At 51.0% G+C, this 23,801-nt stretch carries 20 protein-coding genes and 1 riboswitch; of the genes, 9 read left to right on the top strand and 11 right to left on the bottom strand.

The features are described from left to right. The first annotated feature begins 70 nt into the window (after window positions 1-70). Window positions 71-835, top strand: a complete 765-nt coding sequence (locus tag HGT70_RS02035) for a DedA family protein (RefSeq protein WP_071434108.1) — start codon at window positions 71-73, stop codon at window positions 833-835. Here the strand turns inward: HGT70_RS02035 and thiQ are convergent. The 5 genes from thiQ to eat form a co-directional block, all read right to left on the bottom strand. Next, window positions 822-1,532, bottom strand: coding sequence for a thiamine ABC transporter ATP-binding protein ThiQ (gene thiQ, locus HGT70_RS02040; RefSeq protein WP_214194760.1), 711 nt, complete (start codon window positions 1,530-1,532; stop codon window positions 822-824). The genes HGT70_RS02035 and thiQ overlap by 14 nt on opposite strands. Further along, window positions 1,519-3,126, bottom strand: coding sequence for a thiamine/thiamine pyrophosphate ABC transporter permease (gene thiP, locus HGT70_RS02045; protein WP_214194761.1), 1,608 nt, complete (start codon window positions 3,124-3,126; stop codon window positions 1,519-1,521). Before thiP ends, thiQ begins: the two co-directional genes overlap by 14 nt. Beyond that, window positions 3,102-4,100: a thiamine ABC transporter substrate binding subunit gene (gene thiB, locus HGT70_RS02050; RefSeq protein ID WP_214194762.1), complete on the bottom strand. Its 999-nt coding sequence runs from the start codon at window positions 4,098-4,100 to the stop codon at window positions 3,102-3,104. The genes thiP and thiB overlap by 25 nt, the downstream gene beginning before the upstream one ends. 43 nt (window positions 4,101-4,143) lie before the next feature. Further along, window positions 4,144-4,238, bottom strand: a riboswitch (TPP riboswitch). 86 nt (window positions 4,239-4,324) lie between these two features. Further along, window positions 4,325-5,665, bottom strand: a complete 1,341-nt coding sequence (locus HGT70_RS02055) for an aspartate aminotransferase family protein (RefSeq protein ID WP_071434116.1) — start codon at window positions 5,663-5,665, stop codon at window positions 4,325-4,327. Window positions 5,666-5,742: 77 nt separating this feature from the next. Beyond that, window positions 5,743-7,110, bottom strand: coding sequence for an ethanolamine permease (gene eat / locus HGT70_RS02060; RefSeq protein ID WP_214194763.1), 1,368 nt, complete (start codon window positions 7,108-7,110; stop codon window positions 5,743-5,745). 252 nt (window positions 7,111-7,362) lie between these two features. Here eat and HGT70_RS02065 point away from each other — a divergent pair, with 252 nt between their 5' ends. The 3 genes from HGT70_RS02065 to HGT70_RS02075 all read left to right on the top strand — a co-directional run bounded on the left by HGT70_RS02065 (window position 7,363) and on the right by HGT70_RS02075 (window position 10,817). Further along, window positions 7,363-8,379 (top strand): phosphotransferase enzyme family protein, encoded by a 1,017-nt coding sequence (locus HGT70_RS02065; protein WP_214194818.1) that lies wholly within the window; start codon window positions 7,363-7,365, stop codon window positions 8,377-8,379. Between the two features lie 114 nt (window positions 8,380-8,493). Continuing rightward, entirely contained in the window at window positions 8,494-9,561 is a 1,068-nt protein-coding gene (gene qhpR / locus HGT70_RS02070) for an AraC-like transcriptional regulator QhpR (RefSeq protein ID WP_244968787.1), read from the top strand. 71 nt (window positions 9,562-9,632) lie between these two features. Then, a complete protein-coding gene (locus tag HGT70_RS02075) occupies window positions 9,633-10,817 on the top strand; it encodes an MFS transporter (RefSeq protein ID WP_071434124.1) in 1,185 nt (394 codons plus the stop codon). 28 nt (window positions 10,818-10,845) lie between these two features. On the opposite strand, the gene HGT70_RS02080 is transcribed toward HGT70_RS02075, so the two are convergent. The 3 genes from HGT70_RS02080 to HGT70_RS02090 form a co-directional block, all read right to left on the bottom strand. Continuing rightward, complete coding sequence (locus HGT70_RS02080) at window positions 10,846-12,114, bottom strand: mechanosensitive ion channel family protein (protein ID WP_071434126.1); 1,269 nt, start codon at window positions 12,112-12,114, stop codon at window positions 10,846-10,848. 110 nt (window positions 12,115-12,224) lie between these two features. Further along, window positions 12,225-12,827, bottom strand: a complete 603-nt coding sequence (locus HGT70_RS02085; RefSeq protein WP_048911659.1) for a peroxiredoxin C — start codon at window positions 12,825-12,827, stop codon at window positions 12,225-12,227. A gap of 114 nt (window positions 12,828-12,941) precedes the next feature. Beyond that, window positions 12,942-13,523, bottom strand: coding sequence for an acyl carrier protein phosphodiesterase (locus HGT70_RS02090; RefSeq protein WP_071434129.1), 582 nt, complete (start codon window positions 13,521-13,523; stop codon window positions 12,942-12,944). Window positions 13,524-13,622: 99 nt separating this feature from the next. On the opposite strand from HGT70_RS02090, the gene queA reads away from it, so the two are divergent. Continuing rightward, complete coding sequence (gene queA, locus HGT70_RS02095) at window positions 13,623-14,708, top strand: tRNA preQ1(34) S-adenosylmethionine ribosyltransferase-isomerase QueA (protein ID WP_214194819.1); 1,086 nt, start codon at window positions 13,623-13,625, stop codon at window positions 14,706-14,708. 99 nt (window positions 14,709-14,807) lie between these two features. Here queA and HGT70_RS02100 read toward each other — a convergent pair whose 3' ends face one another. Together HGT70_RS02100 and fhuE are read right to left on the bottom strand one after the other, a co-directional pair. Continuing rightward, window positions 14,808-15,887: a YncE family protein gene (locus HGT70_RS02100; protein ID WP_214194765.1), complete on the bottom strand. Its 1,080-nt coding sequence runs from the start codon at window positions 15,885-15,887 to the stop codon at window positions 14,808-14,810. 64 nt (window positions 15,888-15,951) lie between these two features. Next, entirely contained in the window at window positions 15,952-18,174 is a 2,223-nt protein-coding gene (fhuE, locus tag HGT70_RS02105; RefSeq protein WP_214194766.1) for a ferric-rhodotorulic acid/ferric-coprogen receptor FhuE, read from the bottom strand. A gap of 627 nt (window positions 18,175-18,801) precedes the next feature. On the opposite strand from fhuE, the gene tgt reads away from it, so the two are divergent. From tgt to secF, 4 genes are read left to right on the top strand one after another with little or no spacing between them, the layout of a single operon-like run. Beyond that, window positions 18,802-19,926, top strand: a complete 1,125-nt coding sequence (gene tgt, locus HGT70_RS02110; RefSeq protein WP_071434133.1) for a tRNA guanosine(34) transglycosylase Tgt — start codon at window positions 18,802-18,804, stop codon at window positions 19,924-19,926. Window positions 19,927-19,949: 23 nt separating this feature from the next. Further along, window positions 19,950-20,282 carry a preprotein translocase subunit YajC gene (yajC, locus tag HGT70_RS02115; RefSeq protein ID WP_071434135.1) on the top strand — a complete coding sequence of 111 codons (333 nt, stop codon included), beginning with the start codon at window positions 19,950-19,952 and terminating at the stop codon, window positions 20,280-20,282. Window positions 20,283-20,307: 25 nt separating this feature from the next. Next, a complete protein-coding gene (gene secD, locus HGT70_RS02120; protein ID WP_157725230.1) occupies window positions 20,308-22,155 on the top strand; it encodes a protein translocase subunit SecD in 1,848 nt (615 codons plus the stop codon). A 10-nt stretch (window positions 22,156-22,165) separates the two neighbouring features. Then, window positions 22,166-23,131: a protein translocase subunit SecF gene (gene secF, locus HGT70_RS02125; RefSeq protein ID WP_071434139.1), complete on the top strand. Its 966-nt coding sequence runs from the start codon at window positions 22,166-22,168 to the stop codon at window positions 23,129-23,131. 53 nt (window positions 23,132-23,184) lie between these two features. Here secF and leuD read toward each other — a convergent pair whose 3' ends face one another. Then, window positions 23,185-23,790 (bottom strand): 3-isopropylmalate dehydratase small subunit, encoded by a 606-nt coding sequence (gene leuD, locus HGT70_RS02130; RefSeq protein WP_214194767.1) that lies wholly within the window; start codon window positions 23,788-23,790, stop codon window positions 23,185-23,187. Between the last annotated feature and the right edge of the window lie 11 nt (window positions 23,791-23,801).

The raw sequence follows: 23,801 nt of genomic DNA on the forward strand, positions 1-23,801 counted from the left end.
GCGGTAACTTTGCTTGACGTAGCGGGAGCAGATCGCAACAATCCGAGCTCGCGAATTATGAGGAAAGTTAATGGAAGCCTGGATCCAACATTTATTAGAGCAATCGGTCGGATGGGCGATAGGCGTTGTTGCGGTAGTCACCTTCTTAGAGTCGCTGGCGCTGGTGGGATTGATACTGCCTGGCACGGTAATGATGGCCTCTCTGGGAGCCTTGATCGGTAGCGGCCATGTCAGCCTATATCCAGCATGGGCAGCGGGCTTCGTTGGGTGCTTAGTCGGCGACTGGTTATCTTTTTACATCGGCTGGAAATTTCAGGGTCCGTTACATCGCTGGAAGTACCTGCAAAAGCACCAAGCTTTGCTGACCAAAACCGAACATGCTCTGCATAATCATAGTGTCGCGACCATTCTGATCGGCCGCTTCGTTGGCCCGACCCGTCCGTTAATCCCGTTGATTGCCGGGATGCTAGAATTACCGGCTAAAAAATTCTTACCGCCGAATCTCGTCGGCTGTATCTTGTGGCCGCCTATCTATTTACTACCCGGTATTTTAGCGGGAGTCGCCATTGATGTACCGGCAGGGACGCAAGATGGCCTGTTTAAGTGGTACCTCGCGGGCGTCGCGGTGCTGATATGGCTAAGTGTGTGGTTATGCTGGCGCTGGTTACGTCCCGCTAAGCAAGACGCAGCTAAGGGGTGGTTGACCCCAGCGCGGCTACGCTACCTTACGCCACTTACACTGATTGTTACGGTTATCGCTTTTCTTGCCTTGCTGCGCCATCCCATGATGCCGGTGTTTGCTCATCTACTAGGGAAAGTTTTTATTGGCCACTAGTCTTCGCAAGTCCTAATGCACGGGCGGCCGCCAGGTCGCCGCTTTCTAGCTGTTGCCACGTTCCACTCCCAGCCACTTTTCCCTCATCGATCACGATACAGCGATCGGCAATATAACGGGCATCCGCGAATTGGTGGGAGACCATCAGTAAGGTCAACTGATTTTCGCGGCATAGCTCATCGGTCAGGACAAGCATCTCTTGACGCAGGGCAGGATCGAGCGCAGAAAAGGGTTCGTCAAGGAGAAGTAAGGGACGGTCACGTAGCAAACAACGCGTTAAAGCGACCCGTTGGCGCTGGCCGCCTGACAGCTGCCCAGGTAAACGATCCATTAACGGTGATAATCCGGTCCGTTCCGCCAAGGCCTGTAAAGCGGTCGTTTGGGTCGCCGAGAGGCGCATCGTAGGGGATAAACCGAGGGAAAGATTCTGTTTTACGGTGAGATGCGTAAAAAGGTTATTTTCTTGGAATAGGATGGAAAGCGGTCGCTTCGCTGGGGGAAGCGCAGTGACATTATGCCCGGCGATCCATACCTCGCCCCGCGTCGCGGGAATAAAACCCGCCACGAGGTTAAGCAGCGTACTTTTTCCCGCTCCACTCGGGCCTAGTATAACGATGCGCTCGCCAGCGGCGACCGAGAAGGTAAAGTTCAGCGGTTGCTGGGGATAATGACAACTCAGTTGATTAACGGTCAGCATGGCGGTCTGCGAGGCTCTCGATCAGAATAAAAAACAGGAAGCAAAGGAGTAACAATAGTAACGCCGTTACCGCGGCTTGTTGCGTACGATACGCGCCCATTTGCTGATAAAGATAAAAGGGAAGCGTTTGAAAATCTTGGCTACCGAATAGCGCGATCACACCGAAATCGCCCATCGACATGAGTGAAGCAAACGCAAAAGCCTGCAATAGAGGTTGGCGTAATGCGGGTAGCTCAATACGGCGTAGGCGCTGCCAACCGTGAATATCTAAAGATAAGCAAAGATGGCTATATTGGTTGGCTAAATCTCGCATCGGGCCATTAAGGAGCTTACTGGCATAGGGTAAGGCCATTAACGTATTAATGAGGATGACGAGCGCCGCGGGGGAGCTATCGATCCCAATCGTTTGATTGAGAATAAGAAAGGCGCCTGTCGCCAACACGATACTCGGCACGGCGAGAATAATCATCGCGCAGGCATCAATCGTGCTGGCCCAGCCCGAGAGGGCGCGCCGATGGTATTCTCGCGAGGTCCATAACAACATTAGGGTCAGGGCAACGCTGCATCCACCAGCCACTAGCGCGATTTTCAACGATAATATGACCGCTTGCCACAATGCCGGATCGCTTAAGGCGCTGAGAGTTTGCGGTCCAATTCCCGCCACGGCGACCGCGATCAGGGGGGGGATAAGCAGCAGAATCAGAACCAATATGGCGATGCTATCGATGATCGCCCCCCAGATACCCTCGACGCGAGGTCGCCAATGTTGGCGAAGGCTGACGTCATGCGCACCGACTGGCGTTAACCAGTGACTGAATAGTAATAATCCGCCGCAGCATACGAGTTGGACTAGGGCGAGGAGCGCGGCGCGGCCAGGATCGTAATCGAAGTTTAGCGCCTGAAAAATTGCCAGCTCCAAGGTCGTGGCTTGCGGGCCACCCCCTAGGGTTAAGACGATGGCAAAACTGGTAAAGCAGAGCATAAAAATTAGGACAAAAGCCGGGACGAGTTGGCGTTTTATCCAAGGCCATTCGAGGAACCTAAAGAGGTTCCATCCGGTTATCCCTAATTGCGCAGCAAGCTGTCGCTGCTCGGTAGGGATCTGTTGCAGTGCCTGTAACAGGAGACGCGTCGCAAGGGGAAGGTTGAAAAAGACATGGGCGAGCAGAATACCGCTGAGACCGTAGGGACTAAACGAGTAGTGAATGCCAAGTCGATGACAGAGTAACGCAAGCCACCCCTCGCGACCATAAACCGTCAGTAGGCCAAAAACCGCCACCAAGACCGGGAGGATCAGCGTCATGCTGGCGAGACGCAGGAGTAAGGTCTTGCCGAAAAAGTGCCGGCGCTGTAGGGCGCGGGCGATCGGGACCGCTATCCCGACCGCGAGGAGCGCGGATAGCGAGGCTTGTTTCAACGAGAAACCTATCACATGCTGAAGATAGGCGTCCTTGAGGATACCCATCAGTGAGGGCAAGGGTGCGGCATACAACAGCGCGGTGAATGCCGCGCCGAGTATACCTAGGATAGCGATCCCCGCAATGGCGCCCGGCAGTTGCCAGCCTTTCATCAATGTGAAACAGCCAACTGCCATGCCTCAACCCAAGATGCGCGGGATGCGGCGACCTCGGCGGCACTATATTGTAACGCGTGTTGGGGAACGGGGAGTTGCTGGATTGCCGTCGGTAGTGTTTGCGAGGTGGCGGGGTACATCCAGTTACCTGTCGCTAAAGTTTTTTGGAACACATCAGACAGTATAAATTGCATAAATTGGTGGGCCAATGCCGGTTGCGGGCTGTGAGCCAACTGCGCCGCAACCTCAACCTGCAGATAATGCCCCTCGGAGAAGTTCGCTGCGGCGTAATCATTATTATGCTCTTCCATAATATGGTACGCCGGAGAAGTGGTGTAACTCAGCACCAAGTCGGCTTCACCTTTTAGAAACAGTCCGTAAGCTTCACTCCACCCGCGTGGGATGGTGACGGTCTTCTTCGCGAGCTGCTGCCACGCCTGCGCGGTTTTGTCGCCGAAGACGCGGTTCATCCATAATAATAAGCCTAGTCCCGGTGTGCTGGTACGAGGGTCTTCATAGATAACGCGCCATTTTTGCGGGCTTTCTACTAGCTCATGAAGGCTTTTCGGTGGGTGGGGTAAACGTTTCTTATTGTAGACGAAGGCAAAATAGCCGTAGTCATAAGGGATAAACGTCGGATTACTCCAGCCATTCGGCACCTTAAGCTTTTGTGTATCGATATTGGCCGGGGCGAATAGGCCGGTTTTCGTCGCGCTATCGAGCAAATTATTATCCAGTCCCACGACCACATCTGCCTGGCTGCGCTTGCCTTCCATGCGTAGGCGATTAAGCAGCGAAATGCCATCACCTAAGGCTACATAACGTAGAGTACAGCCACAGTCCTGTTCGAAAGCGGTTTTAATCGCTGGGCCTGGGCCCCACTGCGACGCAAAAGAGTCATAGGTGTAGACCGTTAATACTGGCTTGGCAGCCAAGGCGGGCAGTGCGGTAAGGGCGAAGAGTAGCCCTAAGACGATTTTTTTGCTTGGAAACACTTTGCGCTCCTACAATAACGTTGCTCGTTGACGCAAAGGATCTGAGAAGGCTGCGCTCAAATCCCTCCGCCGGTATTAACCGGATCAGGTTCTACGGGTTTCTCTCAGCAGCTGTTGACTGCACCCCGTTGAGTCTGAGCATTCTAGGCAATTATTGGGTAAGAGGAAAGGAAAGATAATTAAAGGTTGCGCAGCCAATCAGTGACTGCGCGTGACAAAAAAACTTAGCGACAGAGTTGCTCTAGCGCCCGATCTAATCCGCCGACTAACCAATCGATATCGGCGGCTTGGAAAGCGAGAGGCGGACGTAGTTTCAGCACGTTGCCATAAGGTCCAGCGACTGAGGTGAGGATCCCTTGATCACGTAGACGCTCGATCAGATCCAAGGCTAAAGCCTTGTTCGGTTGTTTGCTTTGCGGATCGGTGACTAGTTCAAAGCCAATAAACAGGCCCGCACCGCGTACATCGCCGACACAGCGATATTTATGCTGTAGACCGCGCAGCTCTGCGAGCAATCGCGCGCCCATTTCACGACTATGCTGCTGTAAATTCTCTTCTTGAATCACCGTTAATACCGCTTGCGCCGCCGCCATCGATACCGGATTCCCGCCGAAGGTGTTGAAGTAGGGAATATGATCGCTAAACGAGGCTAATACCTCACTTTTTGCAAACAGGGCGGAGACGGGAATACCGTTACCCATAGGTTTGCCGGTGGTTATGATATCGGGCACTACGCCGTGTCGCTCGAAGCCCCAGAAGGTATCGCCAGTGCGTGCGAATCCCGGCTGTACCTCATCGGCAATAAAAATACCGCCATTCTTATGCACCACGTCAATCGCGGCTTTAAGGAAGCCTGGAGGATTAGGTAATACGCCGTCTGAGGAGAAGATCGAATCGGCGAGGAAGCCAGCAAAGGTGATGCCGTTTTGTTTCATATCGTCGATCTGTTTTTGGATCTCATTAGCAAACCATTGACCCGGGTCGCTTGGCGCTAAACGATAAAAGTCGGGCGCCGGAACGATACGGGTGGTGGCGGCCAGCGCTTGACCGCTGCCAAGTGCCGGGGATGCGCCTGAGGTTAACTCGCTGGTGCCGTGATAGGCCTCTTGGGTGACGATAATGCCGGTGCCACCACTGAATGATTTGGCGACGCGTATCGCGAGGTCGTTGGCCTCCGATCCGGTACACATATACATGGCGCGATCGACCTCTGTCGGTGTCGTCGCCAGAATCGATTCGGTATAGTTTAAAATATTCTCATGCAGATAGCGGGTATGGGTATTCAGCTGTTGCATTTGCTGGGTAACGGCGGCGACGACGGCGGGATGGCAGTGACCAATACTGGCGACGTTATTATAGACATCGAGATATTTACGGCCTTCAGCATCCCATAGATATTGTCCTTCGCCTCTCACCAAATGCACAGGATTGCGGTAAAAGAGGCGGTAAGATTCGCCTAATAACTGGTCTCGCTTATCGGTCAATTGACGTATTTCTGGGCTAAGCGCGTCGGCATGTTCGGCGCGAAAACTGTTGGTGTCCATAATCGTGGAGCGTGTTGCCATGATCAATTCCTCGCACTGTTGCGGTCAGTGATAAATAAGAACGGGTCGCTTAAGCGCGTGCCCGCTCGCAAGAAAGATTATTCGTTTTCGACGATGGTAAGGTTCAGCGGCTGGCTTGCCGCACGTCTGACTTTGGTGGTCAGGAAATAGAGGTAACCGCCGACCATTAACCCGATAAACAGTCCACCGATCACCGGGTTGAACCAGAGCATAGTGACAAAGCAGATCACCGAGAGTACCAACGCAATACCAGGGATGACAGGATAACCGGGTGCACGATAGCTGCGCTCAAGCATCGGTGCGGTTTTACGTAAGCGGAATAGGCTAAGCATGCTCATCATATACATGACGTTAGCACCGAATACTGCCATCGTGATCATCGCGGCGGTAAGGCTCATTCCCTGCAGCGTCATGCCATCGTTCATCACGATAATCATACCGATGATTCCGCCTGCAATAATCGCGCGGTGGGGCGTTTGAAAACGACTCAATTTACAGAGCGAACTCGGAAGATAGCCGCTGCGCGATAGGGCGAAGAATTGGCGAGAGTAACCGAGAATGATGCCATGAAAGCTGGCGATCAGGCCGAACAAGCCAATCCATACCAACATATGCATCCACCGAGAGTGCTCGCCGACGATCATCTTCATCGCTTGCGGGAGGGGATCATTAATACCGGATAGCGCGCGCCAGTCGCCCGCGCCGCCAGCGAAAAGCATCACACTCAGCGCGAGGAAAACTAAGGTCAGGATGCCGGTAAGGTAGGCGATCGGGATCGTTTTCTTCGGATTTTTCGCTTCCTCTGCTGCCATTGCCGCGCCTTCAATAGCTAAGAAAAACCAGATGGCAAAGGGGATTGCTGCAAAGATACCGGGTAGAGCCGCCATGGAGAAATGCTCATGACCGGACCAGCCGTGGGAGACAAAATTGCTGAGGCTAAAACCGGGAGAGACGACGCCCATAAAGACCAGCAGCTCAAATACGGCTAATACGGTGACGATTAGTTCAAACATCGCCGCGAGTTTTACGCCGAGAATATTGAGTCCCATAAAGACAATATAGGCGCCTAAGGCGGCATATTTTGGGTTAAGTGTGGGGTATTGCACGTTTAGATAGGCACCGATTGCCATAGCGATTGCCGGAGGGGCGAAGACGAATTCGATAAGCGTAGCGAATCCGGCGATTAAGCCGCCTGTATCGCCAAACGCGGCACGGCTGTAGGCAAAGGGGCCACCGGCCTGTGGTATTGCCGTCGTGAGCTCGGTAAAACTAAAGATAAAGCAGGTGTACATCACGGCGATAATCAGCGTAGTGACGAGAAAGCCGAGCGTTCCTGCCACGCCCCATCCATAGCTCCAGCCGAAGTATTCTCCAGAGATCACCAATCCTACGGCGATACCCCAGAGATGGAGCGCGCCGAGTGTTGGTTTTAATGATGTCGTCATAGTTAACCCCGTTAGCAATAGTGAAGACGTCGTTGATAGTGAATGATGCTATGCCACCGATAATGCAGTGCTTAACGACGAGAAACTTGACCTGAGAAGACAGTTTACTGTGGTGCAAGGTAAAGTCCCGCGCTAACGGGCACCGACTGTACTCTAAGGTCAACTTTCGTGAATCTATCGTCAAGCTTGTGGCGCGAACTCTGGAGGATGCTACTCCACACATTAGGTTGCCATTGTGTGTAGGAGAAGATGATGAGTGTGAAACAATACGACGCCCTTGACCAAGCAGTACTGATGCATATCGCCAATCACGTTGTGCAAGCCTATCCCTCCCTGCAGGGGGCAGAGATCAAACTCCTCTGTCGTTCAGAGAATGCGACATTTTCGCTTAGCGCGCGGGGTAAACGCTATGCGTTGCGTCTGCATCGCGGTAATTATCATCAGAAGGCAGCTATCGAAAGTGAACTGTTATGGTTGGACGCCTTACGCTCGCAAGGGATCCAAGTGCCCGAAGCATTACGCGATGGCGAGGGTGAGCGCATACAAACCTACGGACTCTCCGCCGACGAGCAACGCCATGCCGTCGTTTTTCACTGGATCGAGGGGGAGATGCCGACCTGCGAGGTCTCACCGGTTGCCTTCCGGCAATTGGGCGAGATTACCGCACGTTTACATCAACATAGCCGAGATTGGCAACAGCCTGCCAATTTCCAGCGGTTACGGTGGGACCATGGTTCGATGGTCAGCGCGAACAGCCATTGGGGTGATTGGCGGGATATCAGCGATATGGCGGTGAGCGATCGGGCCTTAATCGATAACGTTATCGAAGACGTCGCGGGTAAGTTAAAAAAATATGGTCAACATCGCGATCGTTTTGGGCTGATCCATGCCGATCTGCGCTTAACGAATCTCTTGCTCGATCGTGGGGAAACTCGGGTGATCGATTTCGACGATTGTGGGTTTGGCTGGTATCTGCACGATCTTGCGGCGGCAATCAGTTTTGTCGAACATCATCCTAATGCACAGCACTGGGTCGACCATTGGATCGAGGGGTATCAGCAAGTGCATAGCCTTAGTTATGAAGATCTGGCAGTGCTTCCCGCCCTGTTTATTCAGCGACGGATCCAGCTGACGGCCTGGCTGGCCTCGCATAGGGATACCGAGATGGCGAAAAGTGTTGCTCAGGGGTGGTCGGCGCAGACCCTCGGCTTATGCCGCACCTATTTGGCAGGGAAAAACTTGCCGATTGGTCAGGGCGTGCACTATTAGGTAGCAGAGTGGGCGAAGAGGGAGGAGATAGATGAGTTATGCTGGGGGATTTTGATTCTTGGTATGAAATTTGCTGGTTAACCCTCATTGTTACCCTTTTTCATGAGGCTCACCATGCAAACACTCTTCTCTTCCCCCACGCCTGCCGCGCATCATGGGGTATTGGCCGCGGCCGCGAGCGGGCTTAGCCAATTTATTACGCACCAAGGTGGGGACAGTGAGCGGGTGTTTGGCATGAGTGGCATCAACCCCGACCTACTCGGTAACCCAACGATGAGCTTAAGCTTGGTTAACTATTGTCGCGTCATGGAAGTGGCTGCCAAGCATTCAGGCATCGATAATTTCGGGCTGTATTATGGCAAGCAATTCAAACCGCAATCGCTAGGTTTACTCGGCTATATCGGGATATGCTCATCGACCTTAGAGCAGGCATTACGTAACGTCGTTCGCGCCTTTCCCTACCATCAGCACGATACATTCGTTCAGTTAGTGGATAAGGGCGAGAGCTGGCAGCTGCACTACCAGGTACGCCACGGGGCTATTTTACAGCGTCGACAGGACGCCGAATTGACCTTATGTATGTTCTTAAACCTGATCCGCCATGCATTAGGCAGCCATTGGGCACCGAAAGAAGTTCACTTCGAGCATCCGCGTCCTGCCGCATGGCACGAACACTGTAAAGTTTTCGATGCGCCAATTTGGTTCGATCAGCCAACTAATTGCCTGGTGATCCCGAAAAGCGATGGGTCTCGTAGCATGCCAGAGAGCGATCCGATGTTGTTAACCGTCACCCAAGATGCCATCCGTCAGCTTAACTATCAGGTCTCAACACAACCCTTTGTCGATCAGATCCGCGCGCAAGTACAATTAGCGATCGGTGAGGGGGAACCTGATCTGGAAACGATCGCCGACCAATTAGCGATGACCCCATGGTCATTGCAGCGTCGTCTACGTCAAGAGGGGATGAGTTTTAGTGGTGTCGTCGACCACGTACGTGGCGAGATGGCGATGTGCTATTTGCAGCAGCCACAGCTATCGGTCACCGATATGGCATTGCTGTTGGGCTACTCGGAAGTGAGTGCCTTCTCACGGGCGTTCAAGCGTTGGTTCGGTACTAGCCCACGGCAATGGCGTCGGTCACAGACTGAAAAACATTTTGCCGATACCTCGATGATTCTCTAGCTGCTATGATTAACGCCTCGTATTGAGCCACGCCGCACATACTGTGTCGGCGTCAGTCTGATAGGGCGCTTATGCAATCCTTTACCCCGCCTGCCCCGAAAGGGGGCAATCCAGTATTTATGATGTTTATGCTGGTGACGTTTTTTGTCAGTATCGCTGGGGCGCTACAATCCCCAACACTTAGCCTCTACCTGAGCCAGGAATTGAAGGCGAAGCCTTTTATGGTTGGGCTATTTTTCACCATCAATGCCGTGACTGGCATTATTATCAGCTTTATTTTAGCCAAGCGGTCGGATCGTAAGGGCGATCGTCGTCGACTCCTAATGTTCTGTTGCGCGATGGCCATTGGCAACGCGGTGATGTTCGCCTTTGTGCGGCAATACGTAGTGTTGATCACATTGGGACTGATCCTCTCGGCGCTGACAAGCGTAGTGATGCCGCAGCTGTTCGCGCTAGCACGTGAATACGCGGATCGCACGGGTCGTGAAGTGGTGATGTTCAGTTCGGTGATGCGGGCGCAGATGTCGTTAGCCTGGGTGATCGGGCCGCCGATCTCTTTCGCGTTGGCGTTGAATTACGGATTTGTGACGCTGTATCTCGTGGCGGCCGCACTGTTTCTCTTATCGTTAATTTTAATAAAGACGACGTTACCCAGCGTACCAAGACTCTATCCGGCTGAGGATCTCGCGAAAAGCGCAGTCAGTGGCTGGAAGCGTGCGGATGTACGGTTTCTGTTTGCTGCCTCGGTATTAATGTGGGTCTGTAATCTGATGTATATCATCGATATGCCACTGTATGTCAGTAAAAGCTTAGGTATGCCTGAAAGCTTTGCAGGCGTATTGATGGGGACGGCTGCGGGGTTAGAGATCCCGGTGATGCTATTGGCAGGCTATTTGGCTAAACGGGTAGGTAAACGGCCGTTGGTGATCGTCGCAGCGATTTGCGGCCTAACGTTTTACCCAGCGATGCTGGTATTTCATCAACAAACAGGATTGTTAGTGATTCAATTGTTGAATGCCGTCTTTATTGGGATCGTGGCGGGATTGGTGATGCTGTGGTTTCAGGATTTGATGCCAGGGAAAGCGGGGGCCGCAACGACCTTATTTACGAATTCTGTCTCGACGGGGATGATCTTCGCCGGGCTGTGCCAAGGTATATTAAGCGATCTCCTCGGCCATCAGGCGATTTATATTCTAGCCACCGTTCTAATGGTTATCGCGCTACTGCTGCTGTTACGCGTTAAAGAGCAAGCTTAGAATGAGGGGGCCTGCAGGCCCCCTGTGGTTACGGGCTGTTTTGTTGAGTAGCTGGGCTAGGCATCAATGCGCGAATATCCGTACCAGTAGGGGTTTGATGAACGCGCAGCCCAAACGCAGGTAGTGCTGCGTAGAGATAATCGAAGATATCGCTTTGGATCGCTTCATACTCCGCCCAGACCACCGTATTGGTGAAGGCATAAATCTCAATCGGTTGGCCGTTCTCGGTAGGAGCCAACTGGCGTACCATCAACGTCATATCCTGGCGAATCTGCGGATGGGTCTTTAACCAACTCTCCAACCAGACGCGAAAAGTACCGATATTGGTCAGCGCACGATGATTAAGTAGCGATGCATTGTGATTATCGCGCTGCGTATTCCATCGGCTGATCTCTTGCTGCTTGTTGACTAAGTAGGGACTGAGTAGATGGGCTTGTCCCAGCTGTTCGATTTCGGCCTCCGACAAGAAGTGAATGCTGGTCGTATCGATATTGACACTACGCTTGATGCGTCGTCCTCCCGATTCCGACATCCCTCGCCAGTTTTTAAAGGAGTCGGAAATTAAGGCATAGGCGGGAATAGTAACGATAGTTTTATCCCAATTGTGCACTTTTACCGTGGTTAAATTGATATCGATGACCGCGCCATCCGCACCATATTTTGGCATATCGAGCCAATCGCCGATTTTTAGCATATCGTTGGCCGAAAGTTGAATACCGGCGACTAAACCCAGAATCGGGTCGCGAAAGACCAGCATCAGGACGGCGGTCATTGCGCCCAATCCGGTCAGGAGGCTACCGGGGGACTTTCCAAGCAGTAGCGAAATCATCAAGATGACGATTAAAATCGCCATAATTAATTTAATACTTTGGAAAATACCGCGTAGCGGGATCTGTTTGGAAAATTCGCTTCTGGCGGTGATCGCCTGAATAACGTCGAGCAGCGAGAAGCCGATTAGCAAGCTGAAGAGCATCACCCATAATTGACAGAGGGTGGTAAGTCCAACGAACAGCATACTCTGCGGATCGAACAGGATATGGAGTAATGTCTGAAAGAGTACGCCTTGTAATAGCCAGGCGGCGCGATTAAATAAGCGGTGTTTGAATAAAGATTTCGGCCAGAGGTGTTGGCTTTTTTCTGACTGCTTTTTCAGTATCGGTAATAGCAGTTTATGAAGCAGTAAATGAATGATTAAAGAAAGAAAGATCATCGCGGCTAACATGATTAATGTTGCGATGAGGTCGGTGTACTGCGTAAGACCTAAAGTCTGAAGCCAATGTTGTAGAGGGAGTTGCATAATCATCCTAGAAATGGCAACGCTGTCAAAAGGGCTGTAAGCGATTATCTACGGCGCGATGATTCCTTACGCGAGGTGAGTGCCCCCTAACGTCTTAGGGGGCAAGGCGATTATAGCTTCGCCGCGTTTTGCGACAGGTACTTCGCGACACCTTCTGGTGATGCGCCCATACCTTCTTTGCCTTTTTCCCACTGTGCAGGACACACTTCGCCGTGCTCTTCGTGGAATTGGAGTGCATCGACCATACGGAGCATCTCATCAACGTTACGGCCTAATGGCAGGTCGTTGACCACTTGGTGGCGAACAACACCGTCTTTGTCGATTAAGAATGAACCACGTAGCGCAACACCGGCTTCTGGGTGTTCGATACCGTACGCTTGTTGGATCTCACGCTTGATGTCGGCAACCATCGCGTATTGAACTTTACCGATCCCGCCATTCTCGATCGGAGTATTACGCCATGCGTTGTGAACGAATTCTGAGTCAAAAGAAACGCCAACCACTTCTACACCACGTTGCTTGAATTCAGCGTAACGCTTATCAAATGCAATCAGCTCTGAAGGGCAAACAAAGGTGAAGTCCATTGGCCAGAAAAAGAGTACGGCAGGTTTGCCGGCAATGTGCTTATGGAAGTTAAAATTCTCAACAATCTCACCGTTACCTAAAACTGCCGCAGCGGTAAAATCAGGGGCTGAACGAGTCACAAGTACCATACATACTCCAAGTGTTAATGAATAAAATCGTGTGAGGAACCGCGCTTAGCTACTGCGGCTCCCGCGTCTCATTGCGCGAAGGCAGTGTACCAGATGCGAATAAGGGGCGGGAGGCTAAAGCTGTTTTTCTTTGGCTTGTGCCATGAGCTGCGGGTAGAAACGGGAAAATAGATGTTCTAAGGCATCGTAGTTTGCGACGAAATCGTGATAGCAGTCGGCAAGCATAGCCAGACGGGGTCGCCGTTGCGCCATCTGACGTAATACGTTTTCTAGGTTCTCCGCCTCAGCATAACGTTCTAACCAGCGTTGTTGCCAGATCAGGCGATTGAGGTGTTGAAAGTTGTCGGGAGTATCTGGTAGATCGCGGGCAATCGTGTGCTCAGCCATCGCGCAGAATGCAGGCAATGATTGCGCGGGGTGCAGGCTTGCCCAGTCGCGCGCCAGAAAATGGTCCCAAATCACGTCCAGCGCGATCGGTGCGACGCGGCGGGTAGCTGGCGTGAAGAGCTGTTTGGCCTCACGAACTTCAGACAGATGGTCGGATAGACTATCGAGTCGGCGATGCATATGGATGCCTGCCACAATGGGTGCCGACCAGCGGCCTGCAGGATCGCCACGGACAAAATCCGCCAGTAAATTACCGGTTAAGGAACTGCTGGCGAGTTCGGCGAGATGGAGGTGTGCGAGAAAGTTCATAGCGCTATTATCGCCTGAGTTGTCTGAAAAGCCAAAGGTTCTGTAATGCCGCCTTTTCCGTTACACTGTGCGCCTAAATTTTTATCGGAAGAAGTCACCATGCGCGTTGCTGATTTTAACTTTGCTTTACCTGAGTCGTTAATTGCCCACTATCCACAGCCGGAGCGGAGCGCTTGCCGACTGCTATCGTTAGACGGGCCCTCGGGAGAGTTACAGCACGGCGTCTTCACCGATGTGTTGGATAAGCTCGAACCTGGTGATTTACTGGTGTTCAATAATACTCGGGTGATCCCTGCGCGGGTGTATGGGCAAAAAGCCAGCGGCGGTAAGCTCGAGATGCTGGTGGAGCGGATGTTAGACGATAAACGGGTATTGGCCCATGTCCGTGCCTCCAAGGCGCCAAAGCCGGGTGCAGAATTATTGTTGGGAGATGCCTTAGAGGTGCGTGCCACCATGGTCGCTCGTCACGATACTCTGTTCGAAATTGAGTTCCACGATAGTCGTGAGGTGTTGGATATCCTCAACCAAATCGGGCATATGCCATTACCACCTTATATCGACCGCCCGGATGAAGAGGCGGATCGCGAGCTGTACCAAACTGTTTATAGCGCGAAACCGGGGGCTGTCGCCGCGCCAACTGCGGGTTTGCACTTCGACCAGCCGCTGTTGGAGGCATTACGTCAGAAAGGGATCGAAACGGCTTTTGTCACCTTACATGTGGGGGCAGGAACGTTTCAACCGGTGCGGGTTGAGAGTATCGAAGATCATATTATGCATGCCGAATATGCTGAAGTGCCACAAGAGGTGGTTGATGCAGTACTCGCCTGTAAGGCACGAGGTAATAAGGTGGTCGCGGTGGGGACGACCTCGGTACGTTCTTTAGAAAGTGCTGCCAAAGCGGCAGATAACGCGTTAATCGCCCCTTTCTTCGATGACACGCAGATCTTTATCTACCCCGGCTATAAGTACCAAATCATCGATGCGTTAATCACCAATTTCCATCTTCCCGAATCGACGCTGATTATGCTGGTCTCTGCCTTTGCCGGCTATAAAAATACCATGCATGCTTATCAGCAAGCGGTAGAACAGCAATATCGCTTTTTTAGTTACGGCGATGCGATGTTTATTACGCAGAACCCGCAAGCGGTGAATGAAACGCTGAGTGACACGACTAACGGGTTGTAGCGATATATTGTTTTCTAGCTGAGTAAGACGGGGATGTTTTCATTCTTTGCCACCTTTCAGAGCCGAGAATATCCCCATCCTTTATCACCAAGCCATGAATTAGTCGAGCGCGATGCGCGCTATACTATCGGGTCCTTTCGTCGAGTTATCGGCATTAAACTCCTGCTTAAGGGTCACGTAAAGCGTCTTCCCGTCTGCTGATACGAATAGACTATTAGGATTGTCGGTAAACGACCAAGCGTGTTTTTCTGCCAAGCTCACGGCATCGAGTTGCAGTACCTTTTTGGATTCGCGCTGGCTAATATAAATCTCATGGCGTTGTGCATTAAACTTAATACCTAAGGCATCCCCCGCCAGGCGTTTAATCACTTTGCCGGTGTGCTCATCGAACACTAAAGTCGTCTTTGCCTCAGAGTTATCCGTAACGAATAGATGTCCCGTAGACGGGTCTTCGGCCATATTCAGGAATAAATACTTTCGACCATCATCGGGCTTCCAGCGTTGTTCTATTTTGTTGTTGTGGGGATTAATAACGGCTATCTCGCCACTGCCACTGGCGGCATAGATACGTTGGGTTAGCGGGGAGTAGATAATACCGGTCACCCACTTGCCAACATGCTCAATCTGCCCCTTAAGGGTCATTGTCTGGGCATCAACAACAGAGATATACCCCGGGTCGGTCACTCGTCCGATATAGAGTTGTCGGTCATGAAGAAGAATTTCGCGGGCACCTACCGGATCGCCATCTTTATCTTTGCCTTTGAAAAAGAGACGTTGTAGTACTTTTCCATCTTGAGCATCGATTTTCGATACGGCGCCATCTAACGAATTAGTGGTATAGATGAACTTCCCATCCTCGTCGGCCGTCATCCCAAAATTCTTAAGGTCGGTGTGGGTTTCCCCTGTCGTCGCGAGTGTATTCGGATCGAGCCGATAAATTACACCGCCATTCACGCCCTTAAAGCTTTGTGCGCTGGCGATAAATAACGCATTTTTTTGGGGGATAACGGCTAATTCGTAGAGACCATCACCGAGCTGTCGTTGGTTAACGACCTTTGCGGTAGGTTGGCTAACAGATTGTGAAGAGGGGGCGGCGATAGCCGTAAACGTGGGTAGCGCCAGCGTTGAAAGAACAGCTATAACTAAGCGCGATGAAGACAATACATTTCGTGATCTCATGGGGGCTCCACACTCGGGGACAATAGGCGATATGCCCCGAATTAACGGGACATGTCGTGAATAATTAGAATTTATAGGATACGTTGACGGAGACGTTACGTGGCTGGCCGTAAACATCGCTATTTCGATAGGTATAGTAACCACGGTCGAATAGATTATTAATATTCGCCTGTACTGCGACCTGTTTGGTGACCTGATAGCGGGTGAAGAGGTTGGCCAACGGATAGCTACCCTGATAGACCCGCTGTGTGTTGCCGTCAGGTGTCTGAACATCCCAGAACACACGGTTTTGCCAAGTGAAACCACCGCCCACGGTTAGCGCTGGCAGCGTTGGGAGTTGATAACGGCTAAAGAGTTTAAATACCGTTTGTGGCTGGTTGCTGCTATAGCGACCCGTTGAGTCGGTCGCTACATAGCGCGTTGCCCCAAAGGTCATCTGTAAGTTATCGGTGATCGCCCCGTTTAATTCAAACTCGGCGCCTTTACTGCGCGCACCTTTCGTCGCGACATAGGCCTGTTCGCTGCTATTGTTAACGTATACGCCATCTTGTTCTTGGCCGACGTCATTTTGTTCAATACGGAAGATAGCGAAGGTGGCGGTTAGCCGTCCATCGTCCCACGCCGACTTCACACCCGTTTCATAGCTCTTCCCGGTGATAGGAGACAAGTAGTGGCCGCTGCTATCGCGATAGGTTTGCGGCTGGAAGATAGAGGTGTAGCTAGCGTAGGCTGACCAGGTATCGTTGAGGTCATACACGATACCAGCGTAAGGCATCGTATTGTTTTTTTCCATATCGCCACTGGAGCCATCGCTACGATATTGCGTGTAGCGCGCGCCCACAATCAGCGCGAGTGGATCGGCAAGCGAAAAACGAGCGGCAGCGTAAGCCGATTTTTGGCGGATAATATCATTGGCGTTCTGGTACCAATCGCCCCAAGTCGGTTGGGCGATATTTCCATTCCAATGATTATTAAAGATGCCCATGTCGCTAGCGGTAATCTCGCTAGCATCGTCACTGGTCGTCCCGTTGCTACTCTGCGTAGCATTATGCTGACGGCTGTAATTGACCCCAAACATCAGCTGATGCTGGCGACCCAATAACTTAAAGGGGCCGCTGGCATAGCCATCGACAGACGTTAGCTCACGTTTGCCACGGTCTTTACTACCAAAACCATCAGCGCCCTCACCGGAGTCCATATCTGGCTTAGTGAGATAACCGACATAGAGGAGTTTATCGCTAAAGGTATTTTCGGCGTGAGTGCCGTTCAAGTGAGTAGACCAGCCGTTATCGAAATGATGCACTAAGTCAGCGTAGACCTTACGTACGGTGGTGTGGTAATAGGTCCAGTCCGCCGCCGAGTTGAGGCCTCGCCGATAGTGTGTGAGCGTACCATTATCATAAAAGACGGGATTTCCACCCCAAGTCGGGTTACTAGTATCGGCGTCTTGGTAATCGTAGGCGAGGGAGAGCGTGGTGCGCTCGCTCAAATCGGCATCGATCGTCCCGTAAAGGAATTTGGTGTTTTTGGTATAGCGATCGAGCCAGCTATCTTGGTTTTGGTACCCCGCAATAACCCGCCCGCGCAGCGAGCCTGATTCGTTCAAGGGAGTAGAGAGGTCTGCGATATAACGTTGTTTATTCCAGCTACCATAACTGGCGTCTAAACTGCCGGTAGCTGTCTTACTGTCGGCATGCTTGCGCACCATATTTACCGAGGCGGCAGGGCTACCTGCACCGGTCATTAACCCAGTCGCTCCGCGAATGACCTCAATCCGGTCATAAATAGAGGTATCCGAGGCGGTGTCGCCGTAGTTCCAAGCGTCTCCCATCGAGGTGGGAATACCATCATAAGTGAAATTAGTGAGCTTGAATCCGCGGGAGTAATAATAGGCTCTTTCGCTATCGTCCTGCTCACTTGTGATCCCCGTTGTATTATTTAATACATCGTTGATCGTTTGCAGTTGCTGATCCTGCATACGCTGCTGGGTAATCACGCTTAATGATTGAGGTACATCGCGAGGAGTCAAGAGTAGTTTGGTCGCGGCTCGCGTGGTTTTGACCTGATAATCCTGAGTGGAGTGATCATCACTACTATTAACGGGTGCACCGTAGACCACTACGTCCTGCTGTGTCCCGCTGTCGGTGGCAGCGTTAGCCTCAGCACGCGCGGCAGGAAGGGTAACCAGCGAATGTACGGTGAACGCCAGTAGCGAGAGTGTGAATACCTTATTGACCTGCGGTGTGTATGCAATGAGACGGGCCGTGCTTCTGCGAGCAGTAGACATAATTATCCCTATAAAATCCAAAGATTTAGATGCTGAATGCCTTTATTTTTTATTTGTCTGCGTAGGTGGCGACAAGGAATGGCATTTTTTGTAAATGAGAAGGTTAATCATAATCATTTGTCTTATGGTGTGGAATGATTATTTTATTTAATTTATAACTAACCCGCGCATGCCGAATCACCCCCCTTGATTTCAGGTTTTATCCTGTTTCCGCCCGAAGTTTTCCCAAAGAGAAAAGATTGTCGATTGAAAATTAGGTAAGGTTTTCTTAGCTTTCTACGTGAATATGCCCGGAGTAATCGTTAAAGAAAGGGAAGGAGGACGCGATAAATCGTGGGTCACCGCTCAGTGAGATCCTTGCTGAACGAGACGGCGAATTAGGTTGTTGTCCAATTCAAGTAGCACGCCATATCATCGGCGGGTGCGGGATAGGGAAATCATCAACTTTATGGTAGCATCCTAGCGCGGAAATTAACTGTGTTGGAAATTAGTCTTGAACAAGCGCTAATCCGGCACAATATTGCAAAGGTTAACCCGGACGAATGGACTAACGTCCCACCGTTTTCGCGGTTTCTGGTGTGTAACTCGTTGCATCTAATCAGACTGTTTCTCTGATGGAGAAGTTTTGTGAAATTTGAATATATTAAGCGCGATGGTCGCGCGCGCCGTGGTCGCTTAGTGTTTGATCGCGGAGTCGTTGAAACCCCAGCATTTATGCCAGTCGGCACTTACGGTACCGTAAAGGGAATGACGCCCGAAGAAGTGAAAGAGACCGGTGCACAAATTTTGCTCGGTAATACTTTCCACCTCTGGTTGCGTCCGGGCCAAGAGATCATGAAATTGCATGGCGATTTACATGACTTTATGCAATGGCAAGGTCCTATCTTAACCGACTCTGGCGGATTCCAAGTATTCAGCTTGGGCGATATCCGTAAAATTACCGAAAAAGGCGTACACTTTCGCAACCCGATTAATGGTGATCCTATCTTCCTCGATCCCGAAAAGTCGATGGAAATCCAGCACGACTTAGGATCGGATATCGTGATGATCTTTGACGAATGTACGCCGTACCCAGCAGAATGGGATTACGCGAAGCGTTCGATGGAGATGTCGTTACGCTGGGCGCAACGTAGTCGTGACCGCTTTGACGAACTGGGCAATAAAAATGCGCTGTTCGGGATTATCCAAGGCGGGGTTTACGAAGATTTACGCGATATCTCGGTCAAAGGACTAGTCGATATCGGTTTTGATGGGTACGCTGTCGGCGGTCTTGCCGTGGGTGAGCCTAAAGCCGATATGCACCGTATTCTTGAGCATGTTTGTCCACAATTACCGGAAGATAAACCGCGTTATTTGATGGGCGTCGGTAAGCCTGAAGACTTAGTCGAAGGGGTACGCCGTGGTATCGATATGTTTGACTGCGTGATGCCAACACGGAATGCGCGTAACGGTCATCTATTCGTCACCGATGGCGTGGTGAAAATTCGTAATGCGAAACATAAAAGCGATACTTCACCGCTGGATGCAGAGTGTGACTGCTATACCTGTAAAAACTACACTCGCGCCTACCTGTACCATCTCGATCGGTGTAATGAAATCTTGGGTGCTCGGCTCAATACCATTCACAACTTACGTTACTATCAGCGCTTAATGGCGAGCTTACGCCAAGCGATTGAAGACGATAAGTTAGAAGAATTCGTTGCTGACTTTTATACGAAGATTGGCAAAGAAGTGCCAGCTTTATCATTTTAATATCAATTAATGAGGGATAGTTTATGAGCTTTTTCATTTCTGACGCAGCAGCAGCGGCTGGCGCACCAGCACAAAATAGTAGTTTCTCGATGATCATCATGCTGGTCGTGTTCGGCCTCATTTTCTTCTTTATGATCCTTCGTCCACAGCAGAAACGCGCGAAAGAACATAAAAAGTTAATGGAATCGATCGCGAAAGGCGACGAGGTGATGACCACCTCAGGTTTCGTTGGCCGAGTGACTAAAATCTCTGAAACGGGCTATGTTGCTATCGCGTTAAACGAAACCAATGAAGTCGTGGTTAAGCGTGATTTCGTCGCTGCCGTTCTGCCTAAAGGCACAATGAAAGCATTATAATTTCACTCTTCCTTAGGGAACTGCCGTGTTAAATCGTTATCCTTTATGGAAGTACATCATGCTGATCGTTGTGTTACTGGTCGGCCTGTTGTATGCACTTCCAAACCTCTATGGTGAGGATCCGGCTGTTCAGGTCACGGGTGAGCGGGGCGCCGCTGCCAGTGAGCAGACAATGGATCAGATCCAGACCGTACTGAAACAACAACATATCGATACCCGTTCGATCGTGCTTGAGAATGGTGCCATCATGGCGCGTTTCGCAAACACTGATATCCAACTGCGAGCACGTGAAGCCTTAGTGAGCGCATTAGGTAACAACTATGTTGTGGCGTTAAACCTTGCACCGGCGACACCACGCTGGTTAGCGGCGCTTTCTGCTGAGCCAATGAAGCTTGGTCTAGATTTGCGGGGTGGTGTGCACTTTTTAATGGAAGTGGACATGGACACTGCTTTAGGCAAGCTGCAAGAGCAAAATGCTGAAACGCTACGGGGTGACCTGCGTACCGCGAAACTCGGCTATACCACAGTCGGTAAAATCGATAACTACGGTATTCAGATCCAGTTCCCAAATGCGCAGGCGCGCGATGCCGCCGTCAGCTACCTCAGCCCGCGTCATCGTGATTTAGTTATCAGAAGCCGTGGTAGTAATCAGCTGACTGCGGCGATGACGGATGCCCGCTTAAGCGAAGCTCGTGAGTATGCGGTACAGCAAAACATTACTATTCTGCGTAACCGTGTTAACCAGTTAGGGGTTTCTGAGCCGTTAGTACAGCGTCAAGGTTCCGATCGGATCGTAGTAGAGTTACCGGGTATCCAAGACACTGCACGGGCCAAAGAGATTTTGGGGGCAACCGCGACACTTGAGTTCCGTTTAGTCAATACCAGTGTCGATCCTGCGGCTATCGCAGCAGGTCGAGTCCCGGGTGACTCCGAAGTCAAGGCCATGCGCGATGGCCAACCGGTGGTGTTATACAAGCGTATCGTACTGACCGGGGATCATATTACCGATTCCACCTCAACGATGGACGAGTATAACCAGCCACAAGTTAATATCTCGCTAGATAGCGCAGGCGGTAACGCCATGTCTGATTTTACGCGTAACAATATTGGCAAACCGATGGCGACATTGTTTGTTGAATATAAAGACAGCGGTAAAAAAGACGCTAATGGTCGAGCGATTTTAGCCAAGCAAGAAGAAGTGATTAACGTCGCGAATATTCAATCGCGTCTAGCTAATAGCTTCCGTATTACAGGGATTAATAATCCTAACGAAGCGCATCAGCTTTCCTTGCTGTTACGTGCGGGTGCCTTAATCGCGCCAATCCAGATCGTTGAAGAACGCACCATTGGTCCAACCATGGGTCAACAGAATATCCAACAAGGCTTACACGCCTGCCTGTGGGGTGTTGCGGTGTCGATTCTCTTTATGCTGGTGTTCTACAAGAAGTTCGGCGTGATCGCGACTACGGCGTTAATTGCTAACTTAATCTTGATCATCGGTATTATGTCACTGCTGCCTGGCGCAACCTTGACGATGCCGGGTATTGCCGGGATTGTCTTGACCTTGGCGGTAGCGGTCGATGCCAACGTCTTGATCAACGAGCGGATTAAGGAAGAGCTGCGTAATGGGCGGACGGTACAGCAGGCGATCCATGAAGGTTATCGTGGCGCGTTTTCGAGTATTGTCGATGCCAACATCACCACGCTTATCACGGCTATTATCCTCTATGCTGTAGGTACCGGCTCTATTAAAGGGTTTGCGATTACGACAGCGATTGGGGTGGCAACCTCTATGTTTACGGCTATTGTCGGGACGCGAGCGATCGTGAACCTAGTTTACGGCGGCAAACGTATCAACAAGCTGTCGATTTAAGGAGCCTGTCGTGGCACAAGAATATAGTATTGAACAACTTAATTATGGCCGTAAAGTGCATGACTTCATGCGCTGGGACAAGCTTGCCTTTACCCTATCGGCGTTGCTGTTGATTGCCTCTGCCATCATTATTGGTGTGCGTGGCTTTAACTGGGGACTCGACTTTACCGGCGGTACGGTTATCGAGATCACGCTAGAGAAACCCGGTGAATTGGATGTGATGCGCTCAGCATTACAACATGCCGGCTTCAGTGATCCTCAGGTGCAGAACTTTGGAAGCAGCCGTGAGGTGATGGTTCGTTTATCTCCTCATGACGGTAACGCTGGGCAAGAGCTCGGAACTAAAGTTATTAGCGAAATCAACCAAGCGACTCAGCAAACTGCGGTAGTTAAGCGTATTGAGTTTGTTGGGCCGAGCGTTGGTAGCGACTTGGCACAAGCCGGTGCACTCGCCCTGCTGGCGGCATTGATTTGTATCTTGATTTATGTCGGCTTGCGGTTCGAATGGCGTCTAGCGTTAGGGGCGGTATTAGCCCTTGCGCATGACGTGGTCATCACGATGGGCGTGTTATCGCTGTTCCACATTGAGGTTGATTTAACGATTATTGCCTCGCTGATGTCGGTGATCGGTTACTCGTTAAATGACAGTATTGTTGTCTCCGACCGGATTCGTGAGAACTTCCGTAAAATTCGTCGTGGGACACCTTACGATATCGTCAACATCTCTCTGACTCAGACGCTGAGCCGGACGTTGATGACCTCGGCAACAACCTTAGTCGTGGTATTGATGCTGTTTATCTTCGGTGGTGAGCTACTACGTGGTTTCTCACTGACGATGTTAATCGGTGTGACTATCGGTACGGTCTCTTCGATTTATGTTGCCTCAGCGCTTGCGCTGAAACTCGGCATGAAGCGCGAACATATGTTGGTGCAGAAGGTCGAGAAGGAAGGGGCAGACCAGCCACGTATTCAGTAAGCGATGGCGATCAAAAAAAGGGACATGAAAATGTCCCTTTTTTTATGGTGAAACTATTGTAAGAAAGCGGGTTGCTTCGCCTCGTAGGCATCGATAGACGCTGCATGTTGCAGGGTCAGGCCAATGCTATCTAAACCATTTAGCATACAGTGGCGACGGAAACTATCTAGCTCGAAGGTATACGTTTTTTCTCCTGCCTGAATCGTCATTGCTTCCAAATCAACGGTAAAATTAATCCCCGGGTGTTGCTCAACCTGCTGGAACAGCTCGTCGATTTGCGCTTCGCTTAATTTTACGAGTAGCAGCTGGTTGTTGAAACTATTGCTATAGAAGATATCGGCAAAAGACGGAGCGATGACGACGCGAAAACCAAAATCGGTTAACGCCCACGGTGCGTGCTCCCGTGATGAACCACAGCCGAAGTTTTCGCGGGTTAACAGAATACTGGCACCCTTATACAACGGTTTGTTTAAGACGAAATCGGGGTTGGGGATCTTGCCTTGGTCGTCAATAAAACGCCAATCGTTAAATAGGTGCTGACCGAAACCGGTGCGTGTCACCTTCTGCAAAAATTGCTTAGGGATGATCGCATCAGTATCGACATTGGCCGCGTCTAACGGCGCAACTAATCCGGTGTGTTGCGTAAATTTAATTGCCATGTTGCAGATCC

The organism is Rosenbergiella collisarenosi (genome assembly GCF_018494085.1).
GTDB lineage: Bacteria > Pseudomonadota > Gammaproteobacteria > Enterobacterales > Enterobacteriaceae > Rosenbergiella > Rosenbergiella collisarenosi.

Coding starts and splice junctions, on each gene's coding strand:
- HGT70_RS02035 (WP_071434108.1), top strand. CDS start 71: ATGGAAGCCTGGATCCAACATTTATTAGAGCAATCGGTCGGATGGGCG.
- thiQ (WP_214194760.1), bottom strand. CDS start 1,532: ATGCTGACCGTTAATCAACTGAGTTGTCATTATCCCCAGCAACCGCTG.
- thiP (WP_214194761.1), bottom strand. CDS start 3,126: ATGGCAGTTGGCTGTTTCACATTGATGAAAGGCTGGCAACTGCCGGGC.
- HGT70_RS02055 (WP_071434116.1), bottom strand. CDS start 5,665: ATGGCAACACGCTCCACGATTATGGACACCAACAGTTTTCGCGCCGAA.
- eat (WP_214194763.1), bottom strand. CDS start 7,110: ATGACGACATCATTAAAACCAACACTCGGCGCGCTCCATCTCTGGGGT.
- HGT70_RS02065 (WP_214194818.1), top strand. CDS start 7,363: ATGAGTGTGAAACAATACGACGCCCTTGACCAAGCAGTACTGATGCAT.
- qhpR (WP_244968787.1), top strand. CDS start 8,494: ATGCAAACACTCTTCTCTTCCCCCACGCCTGCCGCGCATCATGGGGTA.
- HGT70_RS02075 (WP_071434124.1), top strand. CDS start 9,633: ATGCAATCCTTTACCCCGCCTGCCCCGAAAGGGGGCAATCCAGTATTT.
- HGT70_RS02080 (WP_071434126.1), bottom strand. CDS start 12,114: ATGCAACTCCCTCTACAACATTGGCTTCAGACTTTAGGTCTTACGCAG.
- HGT70_RS02085 (WP_048911659.1), bottom strand. CDS start 12,827: ATGGTACTTGTGACTCGTTCAGCCCCTGATTTTACCGCTGCGGCAGTT.
- HGT70_RS02090 (WP_071434129.1), bottom strand. CDS start 13,523: ATGAACTTTCTCGCACACCTCCATCTCGCCGAACTCGCCAGCAGTTCC.
- queA (WP_214194819.1), top strand. CDS start 13,623: ATGCGCGTTGCTGATTTTAACTTTGCTTTACCTGAGTCGTTAATTGCC.
- HGT70_RS02100 (WP_214194765.1), bottom strand. CDS start 15,887: ATGAGATCACGAAATGTATTGTCTTCATCGCGCTTAGTTATAGCTGTT.
- fhuE (WP_214194766.1), bottom strand. CDS start 18,174: ATGTCTACTGCTCGCAGAAGCACGGCCCGTCTCATTGCATACACACCG.
- yajC (WP_071434135.1), top strand. CDS start 19,950: ATGAGCTTTTTCATTTCTGACGCAGCAGCAGCGGCTGGCGCACCAGCA.
- leuD (WP_214194767.1), bottom strand. CDS start 23,790: ATGGCAATTAAATTTACGCAACACACCGGATTAGTTGCGCCGTTAGAC.